The sequence below is a fragment of the Mycobacterium sp. genome (genome assembly GCF_035633495.1).
Lineage (GTDB): Bacteria > Actinomycetota > Actinomycetes > Mycobacteriales > Mycobacteriaceae > Mycobacterium.
This window is the reverse complement of sequence record NZ_DASQEU010000010.1, coordinates 34,247-55,478: the sequence shown is the minus strand read 5'-3', so window position 1 is coordinate 55,478 and position 21,232 is coordinate 34,247. Positions and strand designations below refer to the sequence as shown.

The window sequence follows — 21,232 nt, the reverse complement described above, 5'->3', positions numbered from 1 at the left end:
GTAGCCGCTCCCGGGGTGTTGGGCGAGCAGTCCGAGGGCGGCAAAGCGAAGGCTCACCGCTGCATTGTAGGTGGCGACATGTCACAACTGGAATGTCACGCGCCGGGGAACGCCGGATCGATCAGGCCGGCTCGGCTGCCTCGTCGGCGTCGACGAGGGTGGCTCCGTCGGCGAGTTGAAGGGCCGTCGACCGCCATGGTCCGCGCGTGGCCAGCAGGTAGTATAGGCACCGCGCCGTCGAGGATGACGCGACGAAGTTCGTCGACGATGTTCTGCTGGGAGCCCCCGGCGCGGTTGACCGCGAGTTTGAAGAGCAGCTCGTAGTGGCGACGGGCTGGCATCGGTCCATCTTCCTACGTTTCCGATATCGACGGAGCGCGATGACATTCCACTATTGACATGTCAGTGATGGAGTGTCATGGTGGTGTGGTCCAACACACAGCCCAGGGAGCGCTTGACATGACTGATACCCATACCGACGCGGCGGACGTCAGCGACGCCGAGATGTTCGGCACCGGCAAGTTCTACCAGCGGGGCAACTACGCGCCGGTCGCCGACGAACTCACCGAATTCGACCTGCAGGTCGAGGGCGCCATTCCGCCCGAACTCGACGGCTGGTATCTGCGCAACGGTCCCAACCCCCGCAAGCCAACGGGCCATTGGTTCGCCGGTGACGGCATGATCCACGGCATTCGCGTCGAGAACGGACGGGCCGCCTGGTACCGCAACCGCTGGGTTCGCACCGACAGCTTCGAGAACGCGCTCCCGCTCTACAACGCTGACGGCACGCGCAACCTGCGCTCGGCCGTGGCGAACACCCACGTCGTGAACCACGCGGGCAAGACGCTCGCGTTGGTCGAGTCGTCGCTGCCCTACGAGATCACCAACGATCTCGAGACCGTCGGCGCCTACGACTTCGGCGGCAAGCTCGTCGACTCGATGACCGCACACCCCAAGATCTGCCCGACCACCGGCGAGATGCACTTCTTCGGCTACGGCAACATGTTCGAGCCGTACGTCACCTATCACCGCGTGGACGCAGGAGGCGAGTTGACGATCAACCGACCCGTCGACGTGAAGGCGTTGACGATGATGCACGACTTCGCGCTCACCGCCGAGCACGTGATCTTCATGGACCTGCCCATCGTGTTCAACATGGACATCGCGCTCAACGGCAGAGGCGACATGCCGTATCGCTGGGACGACACCTATGGCGCGCGGCTCGGCGTGATGCGCCGCGATGACCCCTACGGTCCGATCCGTTGGTTCGAGATCGACCCCTGCTACGTCTTCCACGTCGCCAACGCGTACGACTCGGGGAATTCCATTGTGCTGCAAGCTGCTCGGTACCCGGAACTGTGGCGCGACAGCGGTGGCTTCGAGGTAGACGCCGTGTTGACGAGCTGGACCATCGACCTGGAGCACGGCACCGTCAGCGAGCAGCAACTCGACGACCGGGCGGTGGAGTTCCCGCGCATCGACGACCGGCTGGCCGGCCTGCACGCGCGATACTCCGTCTCGGTGGGCAGCGACAAGCTGGTGCATTACGACATGGACTCGGGCCGTGCGGTGGAGCACGCCTTCGGCACGGCGGCATCCCCGGGAGTTCCCGGCGAGGCCGTCTTCGTCCCGTCGACCGGTCCTGCCGATGAAGGGAACGGCTACTACCTCGGGTACGTCTACGACTCAGCCCGCGACGGAAGCGATCTGGTGATCCTGGATGCCTCCGACTTCGCGGCCGATCCGATCGCGACGATCAAGCTGCCTCATCGGGTGCCGTTCGGCTTCCACGGAAACTGGATCAGCACCTAGCGTCAGACGGCGGGCGCAGCCATCGGCGGTCTGCCGTGGCACGCCCTGAAACTGCTACCGCTGCCGCAGAAGCACGGGTCGCTGCGGGGGATGGGCAGCATGCAGACGTGGTCCTCGCGGACTCGCGCGATGGCGTCTTGGATCCTCGGGGTCGGAGCCGGCCGGTGACGGTGCGTCATCCAGGCAATCGCGACCGCGAGGGCCCCGAGCAGCATCACGACCTTGACCGCTTCTCCCCGTGAGTCGCGAAGGCGAAACCAGGCCGCCACGTCGGCATCCTGGCGCTCAGGGCCTTCGCGATCTGTTCCGTACCGGGCAGCCCCATTCGGAGCTGCTCGAACAGGACGTCCTGCATGCGGCTCAGCTCGTCGAGCGTCATGCGGCTGAATGCCGACTCGACACGTGCGTCAGCCGCATTCCACGGCTCCGACGCAAGCTCCGCAAGTGGATTTCGATGGTGAGTAAGCGTGGAGCGTGCGACGAATCGCGGAAAACCCTCGCAACTCATTCCAGGCAATCGGATTATGGTGTCCGGATGGCTGTCAAGTGGCTCGACGATCCCGAGGATCATGACTACGTCGCCGCGGCGGAGTATCTGAGTCTGATCGCCGAGGGCGACGAAGTGACCAAGACGGTCGACGCTCTCAAGGACGCGCCGCCCTTGCTCCGCAAGGCCAAGGACATCCTGCGGGCAGCGGGCCTGGCGCTGCTGCCCGGGAACAACCCTCGCGTCAAGACCGATCTGGCGAAGATCGCTGCGGGAAGGAAACTCTCACCGATCCTTTTGGTGCGGGGCAAGGTCCTCGACGGCATCGCATTGCAGATCGCCGACGGATACCACCGGGTGTGCGCAAGCTACCTCACCGACGAGAACACGCCCATCCCTTGCCGTTTGGTGTCGTGGCAGATGTGACCGCCTGACATGTCCGGGTTCGGATTCCCTACGCTCGCATTGCTCGTCCTTGTGGGCTTGGCGGGTCCGCTGCTGGTCGACGTACCCGGACTTCGCATCCCGGTGATCATCGGTGAGCTGGTTGCCGGAATAGTGGTCGGCAGAACGGGATTCGACATCGTCGACACCACTGATCCGACGTTCACTCTGCTGGCCAACGTCGGGTTCGCGCTGGTGATGTTCGTCGTGGGAACTCACGTCCCGGTACGCGACACTTCCCTGCCCGCTGGACTCCCGAAGGCGGTGCTGCGCGCAGTGCTCGTCGGCGTCGTCGCGGCGGCGCTCGCCGTGGTGCTCGCTCGCGTCTTCGGCACCGGGCACGCGGCACTGTACGCCGTTCTGATGGCTTCGTCGTCGGCCGCGGTTGCGTTGCCCATCATCGACGAGCTGAAGCTCGAGGGGCCGCCGGTACTGTCGGTCAAGGCGCAGATCGCGATCGCCGACGCAGCATCGATCGTGTTGTTGCCGTTGGTGATCGACCCGACTCGCGCACCGCGGGCTGCCCTGGGCGCGGTGGCGATCGCGGCGTGCGCGGGTGTTCTCTTCTTGGTTCTGCGGTACTTCGATCGCCGCGGGACCGGCAAACGTATGCACGAATACTCCAAGCAACAACAACTCGCGCTGGAGTTGCGGATCAGTCTGCTGGTGCTGTTCACCCTGGCGGCCGTGGCCACCAGTACGCACGTGTCGATCATGCTGGCCGGATTTGCGTTCGGGTTGGTGGTCAACGGAATCGGTGAACCACGGCGACTCGCACGCCAACTGTTGGGCATCACCGAGGGCTTCTTCGCACCGCTGTTCTTCGTCTGGCTCGGCGCCTCGCTGCAGGTTCGTGATCTGGGGGAGCATCCCGCGTTCATCGGACTCGGGGTCGGCCTCGGCCTCGGTGCGGTACTCGCGCACTGGGTCGGTCGACTCCTGGGTCAGCCGTTGGCCCTTGGCACCATGGCCGCCGCACAACTGGGCGTGCCGGTGGCGGCGGCGACGCTGGGGACCCAGTTGAAGCTTCTGAGCCCCGGGGAGCCATCGGCGCTCATCCTCGGCGCGCTCGTCACCATCGCCGCGACGTCGGCGGCCGGCGTGCTGGCGAAGCGCGGCGAGAGCGCCGACACGTCCCCGACGACGCCGATCACATAGACGGCAAGCCATCCGAGGCGCGCGCGTCCAATGCGGCAGTGAGTCGCTGGGCGGGGATGCCTGCCCGCGAACACGCTTCCTCGACATTGTGCGCTGCGTCGGAGGCGAAGACTCCGAAGACGACCTCATCGGGGTCGGCACCGCAGGTAGGGACGGCAGCCTGACTGGCCCATTCTCGGCGGCTACCTCGGCCCCTGCGGCCTCGATCGTGGCGACGGTCCGGTCGAGGGCGTCGCCTCCTCGGTCAAGTCGACCCCACATGGCGATCAGTGCGGCGACGGCGATCGCGACGTAGACGGCGCACAGCACTCTGCGCGAGGCCGGTGTCACTTCGATTGAAGTGCGCCCGAGCGCTCCTCCAACGGGAATTCACAGACGGTGGAACGGATTTCGGCTTGATCGGTTAGAAACGACGCCAACTAGACGTCGTGATCGGGGTGCGGCACGGGGCGCAGGGTCAATTGCGGAATCGCATCGAAGTCGTTGGGGTTGCAGGTGAAAAGCGGCAGACCGTGAGCAATTGCCGTCGCGGCAATCAAAGCGTCATAGGCGCGCGCGGCCGGTTTCCGACCCGATGCCCGCAGTGATGCGGCGACGGTGCCGAAGGCCCGCGCGGCTGCCCCGTCGAACGCGAGGGTCTCGAAGTCGTTCTCGGCCTGCTGCAAGTGTGCCTGACGCGCGGCGCGTTCTTTGGAGGTGCGGGCGACATGGGGACCGACGGAGAGTTCGGCCAGCGTGATCGCGCTGATGACCGCGTCGTCGGGCAGGGCTGCAGGATCGGTGATCCGGCCCAACAGAATGACGGTGGACGTATCGAGCATGCCTCGGATGCTCGGCTCGCTCACAGCGTCGGGTCCAAGGCGGTGTCAATGTCACGTCGCAGCGCTTCGGGATCAACCCTGGGTAGTCGCCTTCTGCGTTCGATCAGATCGGCCGGGCCGACGCTCTTGCGCGGTAGGGGTCGCAGTTCTGCGATGGCGTGGCCATCGCGCGTGACGATCACGTGCTCTCCACGCTCGACCCGGGCCAACACCTCCCCACCCTTGTTGCGAAGTTCCCGCACCGTCACGACGTCCATGTGTCTCACCGTATCACCGGTGAGACACCCTTCTGCGTCGCTCAGCTGAGCGAGGATGTGCGTCGGGGACCGTTGGAGCCGGCTTGGTCGAGACCCTCGCAGCGAGCCGGACGGTGAACGAGACCGCGAGTGATCGTGGACGATGACGCCACAATGGTCAAGCCGTCGCTGCACCAGCCGCGCGGAACCCGTTTGGGCTCACCCCATAGGCGCGCTTGAAGGCGTTGCTCAAGGCGAACGGGGTGCTGTAGCCGACCTGGCGGGCGACCGAGGCGATGGTGTCCCCGCTTGCCCGCAGCAAATCAGCGGCCAGCGCCAGTCGCCAGCCGGTGAGGAAGGCTATCGGGGGCTCGCCGACCTGCTCGGCGAACCTGCGCGCGAACACCGCGCGTGAACACCCCACGGCGGCAGCAAGATTGGCCACCGTCCAGGGGTGCTCGGGATTGTTGTAGATGAGGCGCAGCGCCGGCCCGACGAGCGGGTCGTGCTCGGCGTGCCACCAGGTGGGGGCCTGCTGGTCGCGGTCGAACCAGGCGCGCAACACGTCCATCAGAAGCAGATCCAGAAGCCGGTCGAGGTAGGCCTCCTGCCCAGGGCCGTCCCTGCCCGCTTCGTCGGCCAGCAGGCTTACCAGGGGTGTCTGCCACTTCTCGCCGCGCACCACCAGTACCGTCGGAAGTGCTTTGAGCAAGCGCGAACTCACCTCGCTGCGACCCTCGTACGCGCAGATTATGGCGCGGTCGGCGCCCGATGCGGTGTTGCCCCACGTCCGCACCCCCACCGACATCTCGAAGCGCAGGTCCTCCCCGCGCAGCGTCGTGCATCGATTGCCGGGGTGGATGACCACCTGAGGTTCCGTCCGCGCCTCGTCGGCGAACAGATAATGCTCCACACCGCGCGCGACGGCCACGTCGCCCGGTCCGACGTCGAAGGATTCGCCGGAGTCCGTCACGATGACGGCACTGCCCCGCGTCACGCAGATCAGCGTCAGGGGGGCGTCGTCCTGAATGCGCATCGACCACGGGGGGTCCAGCGACAGTCGCAGCACGAACGCACCACGGGCGCGCACTCCGTCGAGCAGTCCACCGAGAGCATCCACGATGCCGAATGTAGACGATCACGTATGAATTCGGGACTTTCGACGATGGATCGTCTCGCCAGCGGGCCGTTTACTGGGCTCATGACCGCGAACCCATTCTTCGTCGCCACCACCGCAGCCGCAGTGTCGAGCGCTGCCGTCGGCGGACTGTTCTACGCGTTCTCCACCTTCGTGATGAAGGGGCTGGACCGCACCGAGCCGGCCGAGGCGATCGCGGCCATGCGCGGAATCAACGCCGAGGCCCAGGCCAACGCGCCGTTCCTGATGCTGTTCGCCGGTTCGGCACTGCTGGCCCTCGGCGTCGGCAGCGCGGCCGCCGTTCGACTGTCCCGGCCGGGAACCGGTCATGTGCTGGCGGGCGCGGCACTCGGCTTGGTGGCCGTCATCGTCACGATGGCGTTCAACGTTCCGTTGAACGATCGCCTGGACGCGGTGGATCCGTTTGGTCTGTCCGCAGCGGACGCGTTGCGGGAATGGCGCGCGTACCTGGGCCCGTGGACCGCGTGGAACCATGTTCGGACGGCGGCTCCGCTGTTGGGCTCGGTGCTGATGCTGGTCGGTCTGCGCTACCGCTCACTCCCCTGAAGGCCAGGGCGACGACGGCGGCCGCGATCAGCGTGAGCACCGCCGCGATGGTCGCCGTCGGGGCGATCCCGGCGTCGAAGGCCAGTCGCGCGGAGTCCATCAGGCGGTTGCTCAAGGCAGGCGGCAAGGTCTTCGCCACCGAGGCGGCGCCGCCGATGCTCTCTCTGGCGTCGGCGGCCTGCATCGCCGTGAGGCCACCGGGCAGTTCGACGCTGGCGCGGTAGTACGCCGTGAAGATCGTGCCGAGAGTCGCTGTGCCGACGACGGCGCCAAGCTCGTATGCCGTCTCCGACACGGCCGACGCGGCACCCGACTTGGCAGGCGGGACCGACGCCACGATGGTGTCGTTGGAGATCGTCTGCGAGATCCCCACGCCGATCTCCAGGATGACGAACGAGATGATGACGGCGACCACCGTGAGGTCGTGTCGGAACAGCAGGATGGCCAGGAAGCCGGCCGCGACGAGCACCAACCCTGCGATCATGAGGGCGTGGGGGGCGAAGCGTTTCGCCATCGGCACCACCGCGATGCCCGCGATCATCGAGAGCACGGCGCCCGGCAGCGTGACCAGCCCGGCGGCCAGCGGACTCAACCCGAGCACCAATTGAAGGTGCTGCGAGATGAAGAAGATGAAGCCGATGAGACCCACGATCGACAGGAAGTTGGCCAGGATCGACGACGTGAAGGGAGCGTTGGAGAACAGTCCCACGTCCAGCATCGGTGTGGCACTGCGCCTCTGGCGTCGGACGAACAGGAAGCCCGACCCAACCCCGATGGCGAAGGCGCCGACGACCAACCACGACGAGCCGTCGTGCGCCGCCGACTTGATGGCCCAGACGACGGGGAGCATCGTCGTCAGCGTCAGAAGGACGCTGACCAGGTCGAGCGGTCCCGGGTTCGGATCCTGCGACTCGGGCACCAACCGCGGCGCAAGTACCAGCAGCGGCAGCAGGATCGGTACGGCGACCAGAAACACGGCGCCCCAGTGGAAGTGTTGCAGCAGCGCACCGCCGACGATCGGGCCCAGTGCGGAGCCCGCGGTGAAGCACGACGCCCAGAGTGCGATCGCGAGCCGTCGCGCAGAGGCATCGGTGAAGATGTTGCGGATCAGCGACAGCGTGGATGGCATCAGCATTGCGCCGAAGACACCGAGCAGCGCGCGTGCCGCGACGAGGTACTCGGCGCTCGGAGCGAACGCCGCGGCGGCCGAGACCACCGCGAAGCCGCCCGCACCGATCATCAGCAGTCGACGCCTGCCGACCCGGTCGCCGAGGCTGCCCATCGTCACCAACAGGGCGGCGAGCACAAGCGAGTACACGTCCACGATCCACAACTGAGTGGTCGCGGGCGGACGGAAGTCCTGGGCGATGCTGGGCAGTGCGAAGGCGAGCACGGTGTTGTCGACGGCGACCAGCAGCACCGGCAGCATGAGTACCGCGAGCGCGATCCACGCGCGTCGCGGTGTGGTGGAGGACGTCGCGGTGACGTCCATGTCGGTGGACATTCGATTGCTCCTGAGAACTACGCCGAGGTGAAACCCTTGACGTCAAGACCGATTCGGGTTGATGGTGCCCTGAGTGAGGCTGGCCATGATGGCGTCGACGACCTGGACGCGGGGGGTGCCGAGCCGCGCGGCCTCGTATCCGGCGTTCAGCAGTGCCCAGAACACCAGCCGTGGCCAGCCCGTTGGGCCGGCCGCGCCCTGAATGGCTGCCCTGTTGAGCACTTCGACGATGACCTCGTCGCCGGTGTCGAGTTCGGCGGCCAGGCCGGGATCGGAATTGATGGTCGGCTCGTTGTAGACGAACGGCACGATGGGCCCGAGGTCAAGCTGACACTCGACGACCCGGCGCAATGCCTCCTCGGGAGGTCCGCAGTCCGGCTCGGCGTGCTCGATGGCCGCGTTGCTCAGCGCGTGGACGTGAAGCGCCAGAGCCCGCAGCAGGTCCGAGCGTTCCGCGAAGTACCGGTGCAGGGTGCTGCGTCCCACTTCCGCCACCGTGGCGATGTCACCGAGGGATGCACCCGGGTTGTCGCCGAGCACGGCCATCGCGGCATCGAGAATCGCCTTGCGCGTTCTCGAGCGCGGGCCACCCTCGGCCGCCAACGGGGCACTCATGTGCTTCAATCTAGCACAGGTGACCCATAGTGGGACAGTGGTGTCCCACTAGTCGGGCAGCGTGAAACCTCCCGGCGGTGCCGTCGGGGTGGGCGCTTGAGGTGCGACCGGCGCGGCACGCTCGGACTGCGCGTAAGCGACCGGTGGTGGCGGCGCGTAGGCAGGCGGCTGCCCGAAGGGCGGTCCGGCTGCGGGAGTGTTGGCGCGCAGGCGGGCGAGTTCCCGGCGGTGACGTTCGGCCAGAACTGCGGCCAGCACCAGTGGAGGAGGTGCGCCTGCGGGCGGCGGCGGTGAGATCTGGTTGACGACCTCCGCATAGATGCGGTGCGCCATTTGATCGCGAAGTGCCGGCTCCAACTGATTCGCGCGGGAGAGGAACTGACGCGCCAGCTCCGCCTGCTCGGGGCGCAGCCCGGACAGCTGCAGGGACGACGCCCACCACGCCAGCGCCGGTGGCATCGGAACGGGTGCCGTCATCTTCGGCGCGCGCTCGCTGATCACCATGGTGCCCGCGAACACGTCGCCGATCCGCTTGCCCTTGGTCGACAGCATGCTGCAGATGACAGCCGGGCCGCCCGCGAACATCCAGATCTCGATGAATCCGGACAGCGCGCGAAACAGCGCCTGCCGAAAGCGTTCTGGGCCACCGTCGTCGGACACGACCCGCAGGCCGAGGGCCATCTTGCCCAGCGACCGGCCCCTGGTCGCGGTCTCGAAGACGATCGGATAGCCGACGATCGCCAGAACCGTGAAGATGATGAGCACCGCCGCGGACAGGGCCTCGTCGAAGTCGTAGATCGTGACGGCCCACAGCACGACACCGATGACGTAGCCGATGAAGATCACCGTCAGGTCGATCAATGCGGCCGCCGCGCGAACGGGCAGTTGCGCGATCTGAACGTCGAGGACCACGGCGTCACCCGTGACCATCGGCGCGGGCTGGGCCACCATGCCTGTCAACGCTACTAGGCTTCGGTAGGTGGATGTCGACGCATTCGTGCTGTCCCACCGGCCTGCGTGGGACCGGCTGGAGTATCTGGTCAAGCGTCGCCGCAAGCTGACCGGTGCCGAGGTCGACGAGCTGGTCGACCTGTACCAGCGGGTGTCGACCCATCTTTCGATGGTGCGCAGCGCCTCGAGCGACTCGGTGCTGGTCGGCAGGCTGTCCGGTCTGGTCGCCACGGCCCGCGCGGCCGTCACCGGCGCCCACGCCCCACTGTGGAGTGAGTTCACCCGCTTCTGGAACGTGTCGTTCCCCGTCGTGGCGTACCGGTCCTGGCGGTGGTGGCTCGGGACGGCCGCGGCCTTCTTCGTCGTCGCCACCGTCATCGGCGTCTGGGTGGCCGGCGATCCCGAGGTGCAGGCGACGGTCGGAACGCCCTCCGACATTGCGGAACTGGTCAATCGCGAGTTCGCCTCGTACTACAGCGAGAACCCGGCCGGCTCGTTCGCCCTGCGCGTGTGGATCAACAACTCGTGGGTGGCGGCGCAGTGCATCGGTTACGCGATCCTGCTCGGCTTGCCGATCCCGTACGTTCTGTTCGAGAACGCCGCGAACCTGGGGGTGGTCGGTGGGCTGATGTTCGACGCGGGCAAGGGCGACGTCTTCCTGGGCCTGCTCACCCCGCACGCGTTGCTCGAGCTGACCGCGGTCTTCCTCGCCGCGGCGGCAGGCATGCGGCTCGGATGGTCGGTGGTGTCGCCGGGTGATCGACCGCGGGGCCAGGTGCTCGCCGAACAGGGTCGTGCCGTCGTGTCGGTGGCCGTCGGACTCGTTGCCGTGCTGCTGGTGTCCGGCCTCATCGAAGCGCTCGTCACGCCGTCCCCGCTGCCCACGTTCCTGCGCATCGCGATCGGCGTCGCGGCCGAGGTCGCCTTCCTGGCCTACGTGATTCACTTCGGGCGCAAGGCCGTCCGGGCGGGCGAGACGGGCGACGTCGACGACGCGCCGGATCTGATCCCGACCGGCTAGGACATCCCACGAGGAGACGCAAAGGCCCCCGACGCGCCGACGATCTGGGGACCTCTACGTCTGGTCGCGAGGTAACGAGGAGCGTCACAGTTTGCCGCTTGCCTTCATCGCCAGATAGCGGTCGGCCAGTGCGGGCGCCAGATCGTCGGGCATCGCATCGACGACGTCGACGCCGTGTCGCCTCAGCCGCGCCGCGATGGCGCCGCGATCGTTGCGGGCCCGTTCCGCCGAGGCGGCGTCGTACACCTCGGCCGCGTCGGAACGTCCGGCCGCCAGGCGGTCCAGACGCGGATCGCTGACGGCGGCGATCAGCACCTGATGCTTGGCCGACAACTGCGGAAGGACGCTCATCAGGCCCTCGTCCAGCGCCGAGGGATTCAGGTCGGTGAGCAGCACGACGAGCGCGCGCCGCCGGATGCGCCGCTGCACCGTCGCGACCATCGCCGCCGCGTTCGACTCGATCAACGCGGGCTGGAGCGGGGCCATCGCCTCGACGAGTTGCGGTAGCAGCTCGGTACGCGTGGCGTTGTAGACGCCCGCTCGTGGCACCCGGTCGTGCGCCACGAAGTCGACGTGGTCACCCGCTCGGGATGCCAAGGCCGCCAACAGCAGTGCGGCGTCCATCGACCAGTCCAGACGCGGCCAGCCGCTGGGGTCACTCGCCGTCGGATCGATGCCGACGCGGCCCGCGGACGTCCGGCCCGTGTCGAGAACGATGACCACCCGACGGTCCCGCTCCGGCCGCCAGGTGCGGACGACGACGTCAGCCCGACGTGCTGAGGCACGCCAGTCGATGGACCGAACGTCGTCGCCGACGACGTACTCGCGGAGCGAGTCGAACTCGGTGCCCTGGCCGCGGATCAGCACCGGGATCGCGCCGTCGAGTTCGCGGAGCTTGGCCAGTCGCGACGGTAGATGCTTGCGCGACAGGAACGGTGGGAGAATCCGCACTTGCGCCGGCACGCGATGCGAACTCTGCCTGCCCGCAAGGCCCAGCGGACCCACGGACCGTGCCGTGACCATCGCCGAGGTCTGATCGCCGCGGCGGATGGGGCGCAACGTCGTGCTAACTTGAAGCCGTTGTCCCGCAGGGATTCTCACCTGGTGGGTGCGCGGCTCCGTGCGGGCCGACGGCGCCCATGCGTCGCGCACGCGCCCGCGGAACTCGCGGCTGCCTGGGTTCTCGACGACCAGCGTGGTGTCGACGGGCTCACCCAGTCGGGCGGCACCGTCGCCATGCCTGCTGAAGCGCAGCCGTCTGGTGCTCGCCGCGAACGTCACGTCGGCTGCCAGCGCCATCAGGAGGAGGCCGAGCAGAATGCCGAAAGTCTCTGCGGGCCAGTGGGAGACGCTGATCGGCAGGACGCAGATCAGTGCAACCAGGCCGACGCGGCCGGTGAAGACCACTAGCGCGGGACCGGGACCGCGGACAGGATGCCGTCGAGAACGCCGTCGGGGGTGGCTCCTTCGAGCTCTGCCTCCGGCCGCAGGGCGATGCGGTGCCGCAGCGTCGGCCGTGCCATCGCCTTGACGTCGTCGGGGGTCACGTAGTTGCGACCCGACAGCCATGCCCACGACCTCGACGTGGCGAGAAGTGCCGTCGAACCGCGTGGCGAGACGCCGAGTTGCAGCGCCGGTGAATGCCTGGTCGCGCCCGCGATGTCGACGATGTAGCCCGTGACTTCGTCGGCGACGAGAACCTGGCGCACCGCGTCGCGACCCGCCGCCAACTCTGCCCGACCCGCCACCGGCTGGATGGCGGAAAGGTCCCGAGAGTCGAAACCCCTTGCGTGCCTGGACAGGATGGTGATCTCCTGATCTCGCGGCGGCAGCGGCACGTTGAGCTTCAGGAGGAAGCGGTCGAGCTGGGCCTCGGGCAGTTGGTAGGTGCCTTCGTACTCGATCGGGTTCTGAGTCGCCGCGACGATGAAGGGGTCCGGCAGCGGCCGGGCATCACCGTCGACGCTGACCTGACGTTCCTCCATGGCTTCCAGCAGCGCGGCCTGCGTCTTCGGCGGTGTTCGGTTGATCTCGTCGGCGAGGAACAGATTGGTGAACACCGGGCCGGCGCGAAACTCGAACTCCGCCGTCCGCGAGTCGTACACCAGCGATCCCGTGATGTCGCCGGGCATCAGATCCGGGGTGAACTGCACGCGCTTGAAGTCGAGTTGCAGCGCCGCCGACAAGGTGCGGACCAACAACGTCTTCGCGACGCCAGGCACGCCTTCGAGTAGGACGTGACCCCGGCACAGTAGCGCGATGACCAGACCGCTGACCACGGCGTCCTGCCCGACGACCGCCTTGGCGATCTCGGAACGCAGCGCTAGCAACGCGTTTCGCGCACCGTCGGTGTCTGCTGTCGAAGTCGTTGGGTGATTCACGAGTCGGCGACCTGCCTTTCGATGTCGTCCAGTAGCCGGGCGAGGTTGACCAGTTCGGCGTCATCTGCTGGGGGAGGCCCGAACAATGCGTAATCGATGACGTTCGGCTCGTACCGAATGCGCTGCGCGACGGTCACGACCACGGATGCGGGATCGGACTGGGCGCCCAGGCCGAGCCGGGGGAGCACCCTCTGCAGCACGGCGGTCCGCAGTGCCGACGCCGCGCGATCACGAGCGCGCCGCGACCGGTACAACCGACCGCGGCCCTCTACGGTTTCCGACGCACGCACCACCACCGGAAGTTCCTCTGCGACAAGGGGTCCGATCCTGCGGCCACGCCACAGCGCCACGAAGGCGACGACCAGGCACAGTTGCAGGACGATCCAGCCGACGCGGGCGGGGATGAGGTCCATGATCGACGTGGCGCCGTCCGATTCGCCTTCGATCCGCTTCGGCGTGTACCAGATGACCCGGGGGCGGGCGCCCGCCAGGTTCATCGCGAGTGCGGCGTTCCCTTCTTGCAGCAGGCCGGAATTCGTCATGAAGTCCGCGGTGCCGACGACGGTGACCGTGCGCCCGCCCTCGGTGTACCGGACCAGGGCGCCGTCGTAACAACGGGTCACTGCGGTGTTGGCTGCGACCGGTTCGTAGGTGTCGCTCAGGTCCAGTTGGACGCTGCCTGCGCGGGTGGCCTCGCGCAGGTCGCAGTTCGGATCGCCGCCGAAACTGGTATTCGGTGCCGTGCGAATCTGGGGCGCCAACGACTCCCTGGTACGCGACACCGGCTCGACCAGGAGCAGGTCACCCGGTAGTTCCTTCAACCGCTGCAGCCCGTCGTCGTCGAGCAGGTACGGCGTCGGTGCCACCAGGAGCAGGGAATCCGGGCGCGCCGACCGCTCGACCGTGGCGATGTCGGCGGCGGCGACCACCTCGACGCCGTGATCCTCGAGCAGCGCGACGAGCGCGTGGGCGCCGTCGGGCGAGGTGGCCTCGGGATCCATCCGACCACCCGGCCGCGGCGCGGTGAGATAGGTCGAGAGGGCCGACACTGCGACGACGACCACGAGCGCCAGCAGTACCCAACGAAGAGTGCGCCACCGCTGCACGACGGTGGAACCGACCGCCCAGGAGGTGTCGGTCATCGCACCTCGACCCATGCCTCTTCTGCACCTTCAGGGCCGTGCTCCGCCGGGATGCCCGTGGCGTGGTTGAGAAGATGGTCGTCGAGGCCGGCTACCATGCGGTACGTGGGCTCGTCTCCTGGCAGTTCGCCGTAGGTGACGTCGTTGAATGCCACTGCGGCGCGGCGCAATTCACCGGATAGCCCCGGGATGGCCTGACCCGCGTCGCGCGCCAATTCGGTCGCGGTGCGGCCGGGGACCGGGTTGAGCACCGCAGTCTCCTCGAGATGGCGGGCGACGGCGCGCAGGCGATGCCTGATCGCCGACGCCCAATCTCCGCGCGCCGCCGACTGTTCGGCGGCGGCGCGATGCTCGGCGGAACTCATCTCGACCGATCCGAACAGCACACTCTGGCGGCCGCGGTTGGTGCGCATGGTGCGGCGTGCCACTCGGACGGCCACGACGACGGCCACCGTCACCAGCACGAGCAGCACGGTGATGGTGAGCCAGCCGCCCGGCACCGAGGCGCCTCCGGACATGATCTTGAACAAGAGGTCATCGAGCCACTGGACCAACTGATCGGTGAGCGAACCACGCGGATAGATGGGTTTGTTCAGTTCGCTCTGGGCAGCGTCGTGTGCGGCGTCTCGGTCGATGTCGATGGTGGACACGTCAGCGTTGCGGGGTCAGCCAGAGGTCGTCGGTGGAGCCGACCGTTGCCATGGCACCGGTCTGCAGCACCAGATCGAACGCCTCGGCCCGGATGCGGCGATCGGTGTAGAGAAGCACGACGACGCCGGCATTGAACGGCGCCGTGACGATCTGGCCGATCGCGCCGCCGACGCTGATGAGGACGACGGCGATGACCATCGTGCTGGTCGATTCGCCGACCATCAGCATGATCTGACCGACGAAGCTGAACGGTGCGGTGACCGCTCCGGAGACCACGCCTGCGACGACCACGGCGAGCAGACGGATGCCGAACACCCGCCAGAAGTCATTCTTGACCAGCGCGAAGGACCTCGTGATGGCGGGCATCACGCCGATTCGCTCCAACACGATCAGCGTGGGGGCGAAGCTCAGCATCGTGTAGAGGTAGACCAGCAGGGCGACCAGGGCCAGACCGAACAGCGCACCGACCATGAATGCTGCAGGGCCACCGGCGATCTGGCTGACGACGGCAACCACCCCGATGACCACCGCGATCAGTACGGTGGCACCGATCGCCTCGAGCGCAGTGACTCCGAGCAATGGCAGGAGGCGGCCTCGAACCCGTCGCCATGCTTCGCCGATGCTGATGGTCGCGCCGAAGACGGCACGTCCGACCACCACGGTGAGCAGGCCGCTGAGCACGATCCCGGCCAGAACCGTGGTGATGATGCCCGCAGCGCTGGACAACAGCAGTCCGACGATTGCAGAGTCGGAGATCCCGGACACGTCCGACTGCCCGAACTCTCCCGCCGTCGTCGGCGACAGCATGCCGGTGGCCGCCAGCGGTCCGATCTGGAGCAGCAGGGCGACGACCTGAGCCACCACGACGACGATGGTGGTCAATCCCAGAGTGGCCATGGGGTTGGTCCGGACGTAGGCGATCGAGGCGTTGAAGATGTCGGACAGGCCGAGCGGCCGCAGGGGGATGACACCGGGTTTCAGCGCGGGGGGCGGCCCCATCGGCGGGTAACCGTACGGGCCTGCCATCCTTGGCGGTGCGTAGCCCGGTGGCGGGTACCCCGGATGGCCGGGTGCGGTCGCGTAGCCCGGGTAAGCCGTCGGGGGCTGTTGCCATTGCGGAGCCTGCGCATAGGCGGGCAACGGATCTGCAAGCGGCGGGGGAGCGGTCCCGTCGGGCCCGCCGGCGTCGCTGCTCATGGGATCCATCCTGTCGATACCCGTCATTATTCACAACGGGCACCGGGTCCCCGGGCGTAGCGTCTACGCCATGGCGGAACTCAAGGAGCGGCTGCGCGCCGACCTCACGGTGGCGATGAAGGCACGGGACAAGCTGTCCACCGCGACGCTGAGGATGTTGCTCGCGGCGATTCAGACCGAGGAGGTGTCGGGCAAGCAGGCGCGCGAACTGTCTGACGACGACGTCCTCAAGGTGCTGGCGCGGGAGTCGCGCAAGCGCGGTGAGGCCGCCGAGATCTACGTGACGAACGGGCGCGGCGACCTCGCCGCCAACGAGCGGGCCGAGGCTCAGGTCATCGACGACTATCTCCCCACGCAGCTCAACGACGACGAGCTCGCCAACGTCGTGAACACCGCCATGGCCCAGGTGGCCGAGGAGATCGGTCATCGGCCGGGAGCCAAGCAGATGGGCAAGGTGATGAAGGCGGCGGTGGCCATCGCCGAGGGCAAGGCGGACGGACCGCGCCTGTCAGCCGCCGTGAAGGACCGGCTCTAGCCGGCGTATCGCCCCACGCAGTCTTGGCGCAGGCCGCGATCAGTGCGTCCGGGTCGGTGACGCTGACCCAGAGGGTGCGTAGCGTGATCGGCACGCCCGTCAAGCGGGCGCGCATCGGAGGGTCGATGGTCAGTTCGACCATGCCCTTCGACGAGCCGTTCACCAACCAACGACCCGCCAGCCGTGCACTCCCCATCCCAACACGCGATCGTGGTTGGGCTTGGCGTCGGTGATGGAACTCAAGGGAATGTCCACAGTGACCCCCCACCCATCGAAACGTGCAGGGTGTCGTTCTCGATGCGCACGTCGCTGCGCTGCGGGCCGAGGCCCAGCGGCACCGACAAGGGCAGGAACCAGCGCTCGTAGCGCAGATCGGTCTCAATGTGTGTTGGCGCATGTTCTCGATCGCGCAAGTCATCAGTTCGACGGTGGACACGTGCCAGTTTTCGCCCCCTCGATTCGCGGGTCTGGCATGACGCGATTTGGCTACACCCTGATGACTGAGCAGAGCGGCCCGAAACCGCAACGAGCGGGATACGAGCCGCCTCCGTCGAAGCCCACGTGGCCCACTCTTCCCCGGGCGTGCTCGATGCTCGAAACCGATGCCGCAAGAGTCATTGGCCGACGCGGTGTGAAGCTTGGCGTGCACTTGCCCGAAAGATGAAGCGGCACAAAGGTTGCGCGTCGGTGTTTGCTTTGGCTTACAGAGTCGGCTGGCTGTTCGCTGTGCTACGTCGAATAAAATAGCTTGACGTGAAAGACAATTACCCGCGACGGGACAGTTCCGGATTTCGGAGTCGATCAAGAGTGCTTGGGACCGCTGGGTGGCCTCGTCCATGTCCACGGGGTATCACCGATGCGAGGGTGGCGCTCGCGGCAAATGCTCGGTTTGATTGCCGTATTCGCTCGCGGTCCATCGTGCGTCGTCCGGGCCGGAGTCGCCGCGATCGGGTGAGTCGGGTGGTCGGGATCTGGTGCGCCGATCCCGAGAGGGGAGCCCGACACTATGCCCGCCCCGTCCTGGGCATCACCCTGGCCGCCGGTGGAAATCCGCTGCTTGCCGAGACAGGGGCTTGCCCATCTCGGCTTGGACGACTGCTGCGAGAGTCGCCTGCCGAGGTGCGAGAGTTGCCTCGAGAGTCACCGAGCCGACTCCGGGTCGGTCGCCAGGTCCCAGGTGTGCTCCAGGCCCAGCAGGAGACGCTGCCACTCGGTCGGCGCGTCGGCCGGTAGCGGGAATCGGGTGCTCAGCGCTTCGGCCAGCTCGACGGCAGACCCCCGCAGGACCGGGACTCCCTCCGCGACTTCCACGGCACGGACAGCGACCGAGTCGGCAACGTCGATCACTCTGTCGAAGTCGGGGTCGGTGGCCCGGATACCGAATTTCCCGGCGTAGGCGCGGCCTGCGCCGAACGCGAACGCCGGGCTCAGGGCGGCGACGTACCTCAGGCTCGCGGTCACCTCCTCAGCAACGACCGTTGGCTCCATCCCGAGAGGAAGCAAGATGTCTCGTTCATGGACCCACCCGTCCCAGAGCGCGTGCGACATGAGGAGTCGAATGCTTACGTCTCCCGGGGGCGACTCGGCCAAAGTCGACCAACCAGCGTCATCGAGGTTCTGGACCACGGAGAACAAATCGTCATTGGACGTCACGAAGAGATCAAGCACCTCGCTTGGAGACAGTGCGCTCATCGCATCGACCATCTGGGGCGGCGTCACGGCTGGGTCGAAGTACTGCATCAAGCGCGTGGGGTTACCCTCCAGGCCGGCGATTGCGGACTTCACGAACAGCGGGTTGATCGCTGCCAGGTGAGCTACGACGTCGCGAACGGTCCAGGCTTCGCAGCGGCTCTGGGCGTGCCACTGCTGGTCGGTCAGTGTGGCCAGAGTGCTCGCGAGGCGACGCCTCTGGCCTACCAGCGGTCCGAGGACGTCACTGGGATCTCCGTCGATCGTGAGGATGGGTGGACCTGAGTAGCGGGGCGATAGGAGCATGAGTGAACGCTACTATAATAATGAGCGAAACTATAATATATTCCTGTGAGTGCCCTGCGTCGATGTCGTTCGTGGCATGAGTTGCAGATACGGTTGGTTCCATGTCGTCCCCTTCTGCCGCTCCGATGTCGCGGTCTGAGCGCCGTAAGGCGTCCACGGCCGGGTCGATCCTCGACGCTGCCGAACTGCTCTTCCGGCAAGGTGGCTACCAGTCGACGACCATCGACGAGATCGCCGAGAAGGCGGACGTCTCCGTCGGCTCCGTGTACGTTCACTTCGAGAACAAGGTGGGCCTCTACTTGGCCTTGGTCGAGCGGGCCTTGACTCTCAACGAGGCGGCGATGCGCCAGGTTGCCGATCTCGGCCTGAACAGCCCCATTCAACGGGTGTTCGCAGCCGGCGACGCGTACCTGAACTTTCACCTCGAGCACCCGGGCGCCTTTCAGATGATTGCGCTGCGCGTGCTCGAGCCCTCCTTGGGTGTGCACGAGGTGGAGGCGCGGATCGCTGATCGCGTACAGCAGCTCGTCCTCGCCGTCGAGAACGATCTGCGGGCAGCGATCGATGCCGGTGAAGTTCGGGCCGACATCGACGCTGCCCGCGCCATGCGCTTCCTCTGGGGTTCCTGGAACGGCGTGATTGCACTGGCGCTGCGCGACGATCGGCTACGGATCAACGACCAGGAACTACGGGCCACGCTGGAGCTCGGACGAATGATGGTCACCGAGGGCTTGCTCGGCGGCGGCGCAAAGCGGTAGCCGCCATACCCGTGAAGCCCACGGAGGTCGACACGAACGACGCGATTCCCATCTTCCGGTAGGTGGGGTTCTGCAGCACCTCGGGCCAGTAGGCCAGCGGCAGGAACATCATCGCGTTCGACCACGCACCCACGGCCAAGGTGCGCTGGACGGCCTTCGGCGCTTCAGGAACCGCGAGCCCCAGCGCAACCGTGGCCGTGCCGAGGGCGATGAGATCCAAGTGCCACTGCCGGATGCGGCCGGGGCTCTTGATCCGTAGCTTCCTGGCACCGTCGCCGTCGTACCTCACCGCGGCGAACACCCACCCCGAGAGAGCCCCCGCAGCAAGTTCGACGACGCCCGAGGTCACCACACCGGACGGCGCAGTGCGAACGATGCCGTCGGCGTGAGTCCTTGCGGTGCTCATGCGGATACCGTCCGGGCCTGGTCGGGAGCAGGTGCGGGCAGGCGGTCGTAAACCCGCCGACCATGAACGTTCTGGTAGGCCCATGCCATCGCGGCGACGGTGCCTCGGCGCTGTAACCAGAACCTGTCACTGGCCGGGACTCCGGGTGAGCGCCTGGCATCAACCTCGGCGACGACCATCCCGTTACCCTCTTCGCGGCCGCGGAAAGCCAGCACCTGGCCCGTGGCATCACAGATCTGGGCTCCCCCTTCGCAGTAGCCGCGGTAGGTCAGCGGCGTCGCGGGGAACCGGCAAGACAACTCGCCGGCGTGGGCAGCGTGCGCGACAGGTGCTCCGACATGGCGTGCGAACACCGCGGGGGCTGTGGTCGCCCGGCGGGCATTGCGGACCTCGGCGCCGGCCATGAGCGGCCACTCGGGGATGCTCCACCAGCCGGAGCCTCCGAGAACGAGATCGACCTGGTCGGCGAGGCGGGCCACCGTTTGAGTGCGCAGCAGTTCCCAGCACAGCGCCACGCCGACCGTGAGGGAGTCGGTTTCGATGCGCCCCGGGTCTGTCCCGCCGACGTAGAGGGCGCTCTCCCACATGGTCGGCAGGTCCTTGTCGTGGCGTCCGATGATCTCGCCGTCAGGGCCGGCCAGCAGGAAGGCGTTGCGGACGTGGCCGTCATCGTCGCGAACGAGGGCAGAGCCGCCCACATGCACCCCGTGCCTGCGAGCGAGGTCGGAGAGCAGTTGCTTCGGCGCGCCGTCGAGCGACGCTGCGTCCTGGCTGAGTTCTGTTCGGAAGGCAACGCCCGTGGAGAAGAACTCGGGCAACGCGATCCACTCGGCACCTTCTGCCGCGGCGCGATCGGCCTGACGCTCGCAGACTTCCAGATTGTGGTCGACGTTGCCGAGGTCTGCTTCGATCTGGACTGCCGCTACCCGGGTAATTGTAGTAAAGTTCATTGTTGAACGATACTACAAATAAGAGGAATGATGCAATGACTACTGACAATCTCGCCCGGGTGGACGAGCTCTACCGGGCGTTCGCAGACGGTGACTGGACAAGCCTGCTCAACGTGCTCTGAGCACGTCGAGTGGAATCAGCCCGGGACGACGCGGCTCAGCGGCGTCCACCGAGGACGCGAGGCTGTCATCGGCTTCTTCCTCGACATCGCCCAGTATGGGCTCGCCGTTCACCCGCTCGAGTTCTTCGCCGAGGAGGACCGAGTCGTCGCCATCGTCGATGTCGAACTGGCAGGTGAACGCGCCAACGAGGTCGACCGGTTCGTGATCCGTGACGGGCTCATCGTGGCGGTCGAACACATCGGGGACACCGAGATGCTGTCCCGCGTGGTTCAACCGGCGCCGGTCTCGTGAGCCTCCATCAGCCCGAACCGATCGGCTCCATCGACTGGACCGAGCGCAC

At 67.0% G+C, this 21,232-nt stretch carries 23 protein-coding genes and 2 pseudogenes; 8 read left to right on the top strand and 17 right to left on the bottom strand.

Annotated features, from left to right (window positions below; translation table 11 throughout):
• Positions 1-95: 95 nt before the first annotated feature.
• On the bottom strand, positions 96-341 hold the full coding sequence (locus VET27_RS01665; protein ID WP_526514635.1) for a hypothetical protein: 246 nt from the start codon (positions 339-341) through the stop codon (positions 96-98).
• Between the two features lie 118 nt (positions 342-459).
• Between VET27_RS01665 and VET27_RS01660 the strand changes: the two genes are divergently transcribed.
• Complete coding sequence (locus tag VET27_RS01660; protein WP_526514634.1) at positions 460-1,812, top strand: carotenoid oxygenase family protein; 1,353 nt, start codon at positions 460-462, stop codon at positions 1,810-1,812.
• Between the two features lie 2 nt (positions 1,813-1,814).
• Here VET27_RS01660 and VET27_RS01655 read toward each other — a convergent pair whose 3' ends face one another.
• Complete coding sequence (locus VET27_RS01655) at positions 1,815-2,081, bottom strand: SEC-C metal-binding domain-containing protein (RefSeq protein WP_526514633.1); 267 nt, start codon at positions 2,079-2,081, stop codon at positions 1,815-1,817.
• A 266-nt stretch (positions 2,082-2,347) separates the two neighbouring features.
• Here VET27_RS01655 and VET27_RS01650 point away from each other — a divergent pair, with 266 nt between their 5' ends.
• Positions 2,348-2,725: a hypothetical protein gene (locus VET27_RS01650; RefSeq protein ID WP_526514632.1), complete on the top strand. Its 378-nt coding sequence runs from the start codon at positions 2,348-2,350 to the stop codon at positions 2,723-2,725.
• A 9-nt stretch (positions 2,726-2,734) separates the two neighbouring features.
• Complete coding sequence (locus tag VET27_RS01645) at positions 2,735-3,901, top strand: cation:proton antiporter (RefSeq protein ID WP_526514631.1); 1,167 nt, start codon at positions 2,735-2,737, stop codon at positions 3,899-3,901.
• A gap of 419 nt (positions 3,902-4,320) precedes the next feature.
• Here the strand turns inward: VET27_RS01645 and VET27_RS01640 are convergent, their stop codons facing one another.
• From VET27_RS01640 to VET27_RS01630, 3 genes are all read right to left on the bottom strand, one after another.
• On the bottom strand, positions 4,321-4,722 hold the full coding sequence (locus VET27_RS01640) for a type II toxin-antitoxin system VapC family toxin (RefSeq protein WP_526514630.1): 402 nt from the start codon (positions 4,720-4,722) through the stop codon (positions 4,321-4,323).
• 20 nt (positions 4,723-4,742) lie between these two features.
• Positions 4,743-4,979, bottom strand: a complete 237-nt coding sequence (locus tag VET27_RS01635; RefSeq protein ID WP_526514629.1) for a type II toxin-antitoxin system Phd/YefM family antitoxin — start codon at positions 4,977-4,979, stop codon at positions 4,743-4,745.
• A gap of 157 nt (positions 4,980-5,136) precedes the next feature.
• The gene (locus VET27_RS01630) at positions 5,137-6,078 is read right to left on the bottom strand and encodes an AraC family transcriptional regulator (RefSeq protein WP_526514628.1); all 942 of its coding nucleotides are present in this window, start codon (positions 6,076-6,078) and stop codon (positions 5,137-5,139) included.
• A 24-nt stretch (positions 6,079-6,102) separates the two neighbouring features.
• Here VET27_RS01630 and VET27_RS01625 point away from each other — a divergent pair.
• A pseudogene (locus tag VET27_RS01625) lies at positions 6,103-6,567 on the top strand (anthrone oxygenase family protein); the annotation flags it as partial.
• On the opposite strand, the gene lfrA reads toward VET27_RS01625, so the two are convergent.
• Genes lfrA through VET27_RS01610 form a run of 3 tightly spaced genes read right to left on the bottom strand, consistent with a single transcriptional unit; the run spans position 6,479 to position 9,733 of the window.
• Entirely contained in the window at positions 6,479-8,167 is a 1,689-nt protein-coding gene (lfrA, locus tag VET27_RS01620) for an efflux MFS transporter LfrA (RefSeq protein ID WP_526514627.1), read from the bottom strand. The pseudogene VET27_RS01625 and the gene lfrA overlap by 89 nt on opposite strands.
• A gap of 42 nt (positions 8,168-8,209) precedes the next feature.
• Positions 8,210-8,782 carry a TetR/AcrR family transcriptional regulator gene (locus tag VET27_RS01615; protein ID WP_526514626.1) on the bottom strand — a complete coding sequence of 191 codons (573 nt, stop codon included), beginning with the start codon at positions 8,780-8,782 and terminating at the stop codon, positions 8,210-8,212.
• A 48-nt stretch (positions 8,783-8,830) separates the two neighbouring features.
• Entirely contained in the window at positions 8,831-9,733 is a 903-nt protein-coding gene (locus VET27_RS01610) for an RDD family protein (RefSeq protein ID WP_526514625.1), read from the bottom strand.
• A gap of 28 nt (positions 9,734-9,761) precedes the next feature.
• On the opposite strand from VET27_RS01610, the gene VET27_RS01605 reads away from it, so the two are divergent.
• Entirely contained in the window at positions 9,762-10,754 is a 993-nt protein-coding gene (locus VET27_RS01605; RefSeq protein WP_526514624.1) for a stage II sporulation protein M, read from the top strand.
• A gap of 84 nt (positions 10,755-10,838) precedes the next feature.
• Here the strand turns inward: VET27_RS01605 and VET27_RS01600 are convergent, their stop codons facing one another.
• From VET27_RS01600 to VET27_RS01580, 5 genes are read right to left on the bottom strand one after another with little or no spacing between them, the layout of a single operon-like run.
• A complete protein-coding gene (locus VET27_RS01600) occupies positions 10,839-12,161 on the bottom strand; it encodes a DUF58 domain-containing protein (RefSeq protein ID WP_526514623.1) in 1,323 nt (440 codons plus the stop codon).
• Positions 12,161-13,135: an AAA family ATPase gene (locus tag VET27_RS01595; protein WP_526514622.1), complete on the bottom strand. Its 975-nt coding sequence runs from the start codon at positions 13,133-13,135 to the stop codon at positions 12,161-12,163. The genes VET27_RS01600 and VET27_RS01595 overlap by 1 nt, the downstream gene beginning before the upstream one ends.
• Positions 13,132-14,292, bottom strand: a complete 1,161-nt coding sequence (locus VET27_RS01590; RefSeq protein WP_526514621.1) for a DUF4350 domain-containing protein — start codon at positions 14,290-14,292, stop codon at positions 13,132-13,134. The genes VET27_RS01595 and VET27_RS01590 overlap by 4 nt, the downstream gene beginning before the upstream one ends.
• The gene (locus VET27_RS01585; RefSeq protein WP_526514620.1) at positions 14,274-14,927 is read right to left on the bottom strand and encodes a DUF4129 domain-containing protein; all 654 of its coding nucleotides are present in this window, start codon (positions 14,925-14,927) and stop codon (positions 14,274-14,276) included. Before VET27_RS01585 ends, VET27_RS01590 begins: the two co-directional genes overlap by 19 nt.
• Position 14,928: 1 nt before the next feature.
• Positions 14,929-16,134, bottom strand: a complete 1,206-nt coding sequence (locus tag VET27_RS01580; RefSeq protein ID WP_526514642.1) for a DUF7847 domain-containing protein — start codon at positions 16,132-16,134, stop codon at positions 14,929-14,931.
• Positions 16,135-16,195: 61 nt separating this feature from the next.
• On the opposite strand from VET27_RS01580, the gene VET27_RS01575 reads away from it, so the two are divergent.
• A complete protein-coding gene (locus VET27_RS01575) occupies positions 16,196-16,660 on the top strand; it encodes a GatB/YqeY domain-containing protein (protein ID WP_526514619.1) in 465 nt (154 codons plus the stop codon).
• Between the two features lie 25 nt (positions 16,661-16,685).
• On the opposite strand, the pseudogene VET27_RS01570 reads toward VET27_RS01575, so the two are convergent.
• A pseudogene (locus VET27_RS01570) lies at positions 16,686-17,043 on the bottom strand (hypothetical protein); the annotation flags it as partial.
• Between the two features lie 757 nt (positions 17,044-17,800).
• A complete protein-coding gene (locus VET27_RS01565) occupies positions 17,801-18,655 on the bottom strand; it encodes a maleylpyruvate isomerase family mycothiol-dependent enzyme (protein WP_526514618.1) in 855 nt (284 codons plus the stop codon).
• Positions 18,656-18,756: 101 nt separating this feature from the next.
• On the opposite strand from VET27_RS01565, the gene VET27_RS01560 reads away from it, so the two are divergent.
• Positions 18,757-19,413, top strand: a complete 657-nt coding sequence (locus tag VET27_RS01560) for a TetR/AcrR family transcriptional regulator (protein WP_526514617.1) — start codon at positions 18,757-18,759, stop codon at positions 19,411-19,413.
• Here VET27_RS01560 and VET27_RS01555 read toward each other — a convergent pair.
• Together VET27_RS01555 and VET27_RS01550 are read right to left on the bottom strand one after the other, a co-directional pair.
• Positions 19,376-19,819, bottom strand: a complete 444-nt coding sequence (locus VET27_RS01555) for a hypothetical protein (RefSeq protein ID WP_526514616.1) — start codon at positions 19,817-19,819, stop codon at positions 19,376-19,378. The two genes, VET27_RS01560 and VET27_RS01555, sit on opposite strands and share 38 nt — an antisense overlap.
• The gene (locus VET27_RS01550) at positions 19,816-20,754 is read right to left on the bottom strand and encodes a carbon-nitrogen hydrolase family protein (RefSeq protein ID WP_526514641.1); all 939 of its coding nucleotides are present in this window, start codon (positions 20,752-20,754) and stop codon (positions 19,816-19,818) included. Before VET27_RS01550 ends, VET27_RS01555 begins: the two co-directional genes overlap by 4 nt.
• A gap of 105 nt (positions 20,755-20,859) precedes the next feature.
• On the opposite strand from VET27_RS01550, the gene VET27_RS01545 reads away from it, so the two are divergent.
• Entirely contained in the window at positions 20,860-21,183 is a 324-nt protein-coding gene (locus VET27_RS01545; protein ID WP_526514615.1) for a nuclear transport factor 2 family protein, read from the top strand.
• Positions 21,184-21,232 lie beyond the last annotated feature (49 nt).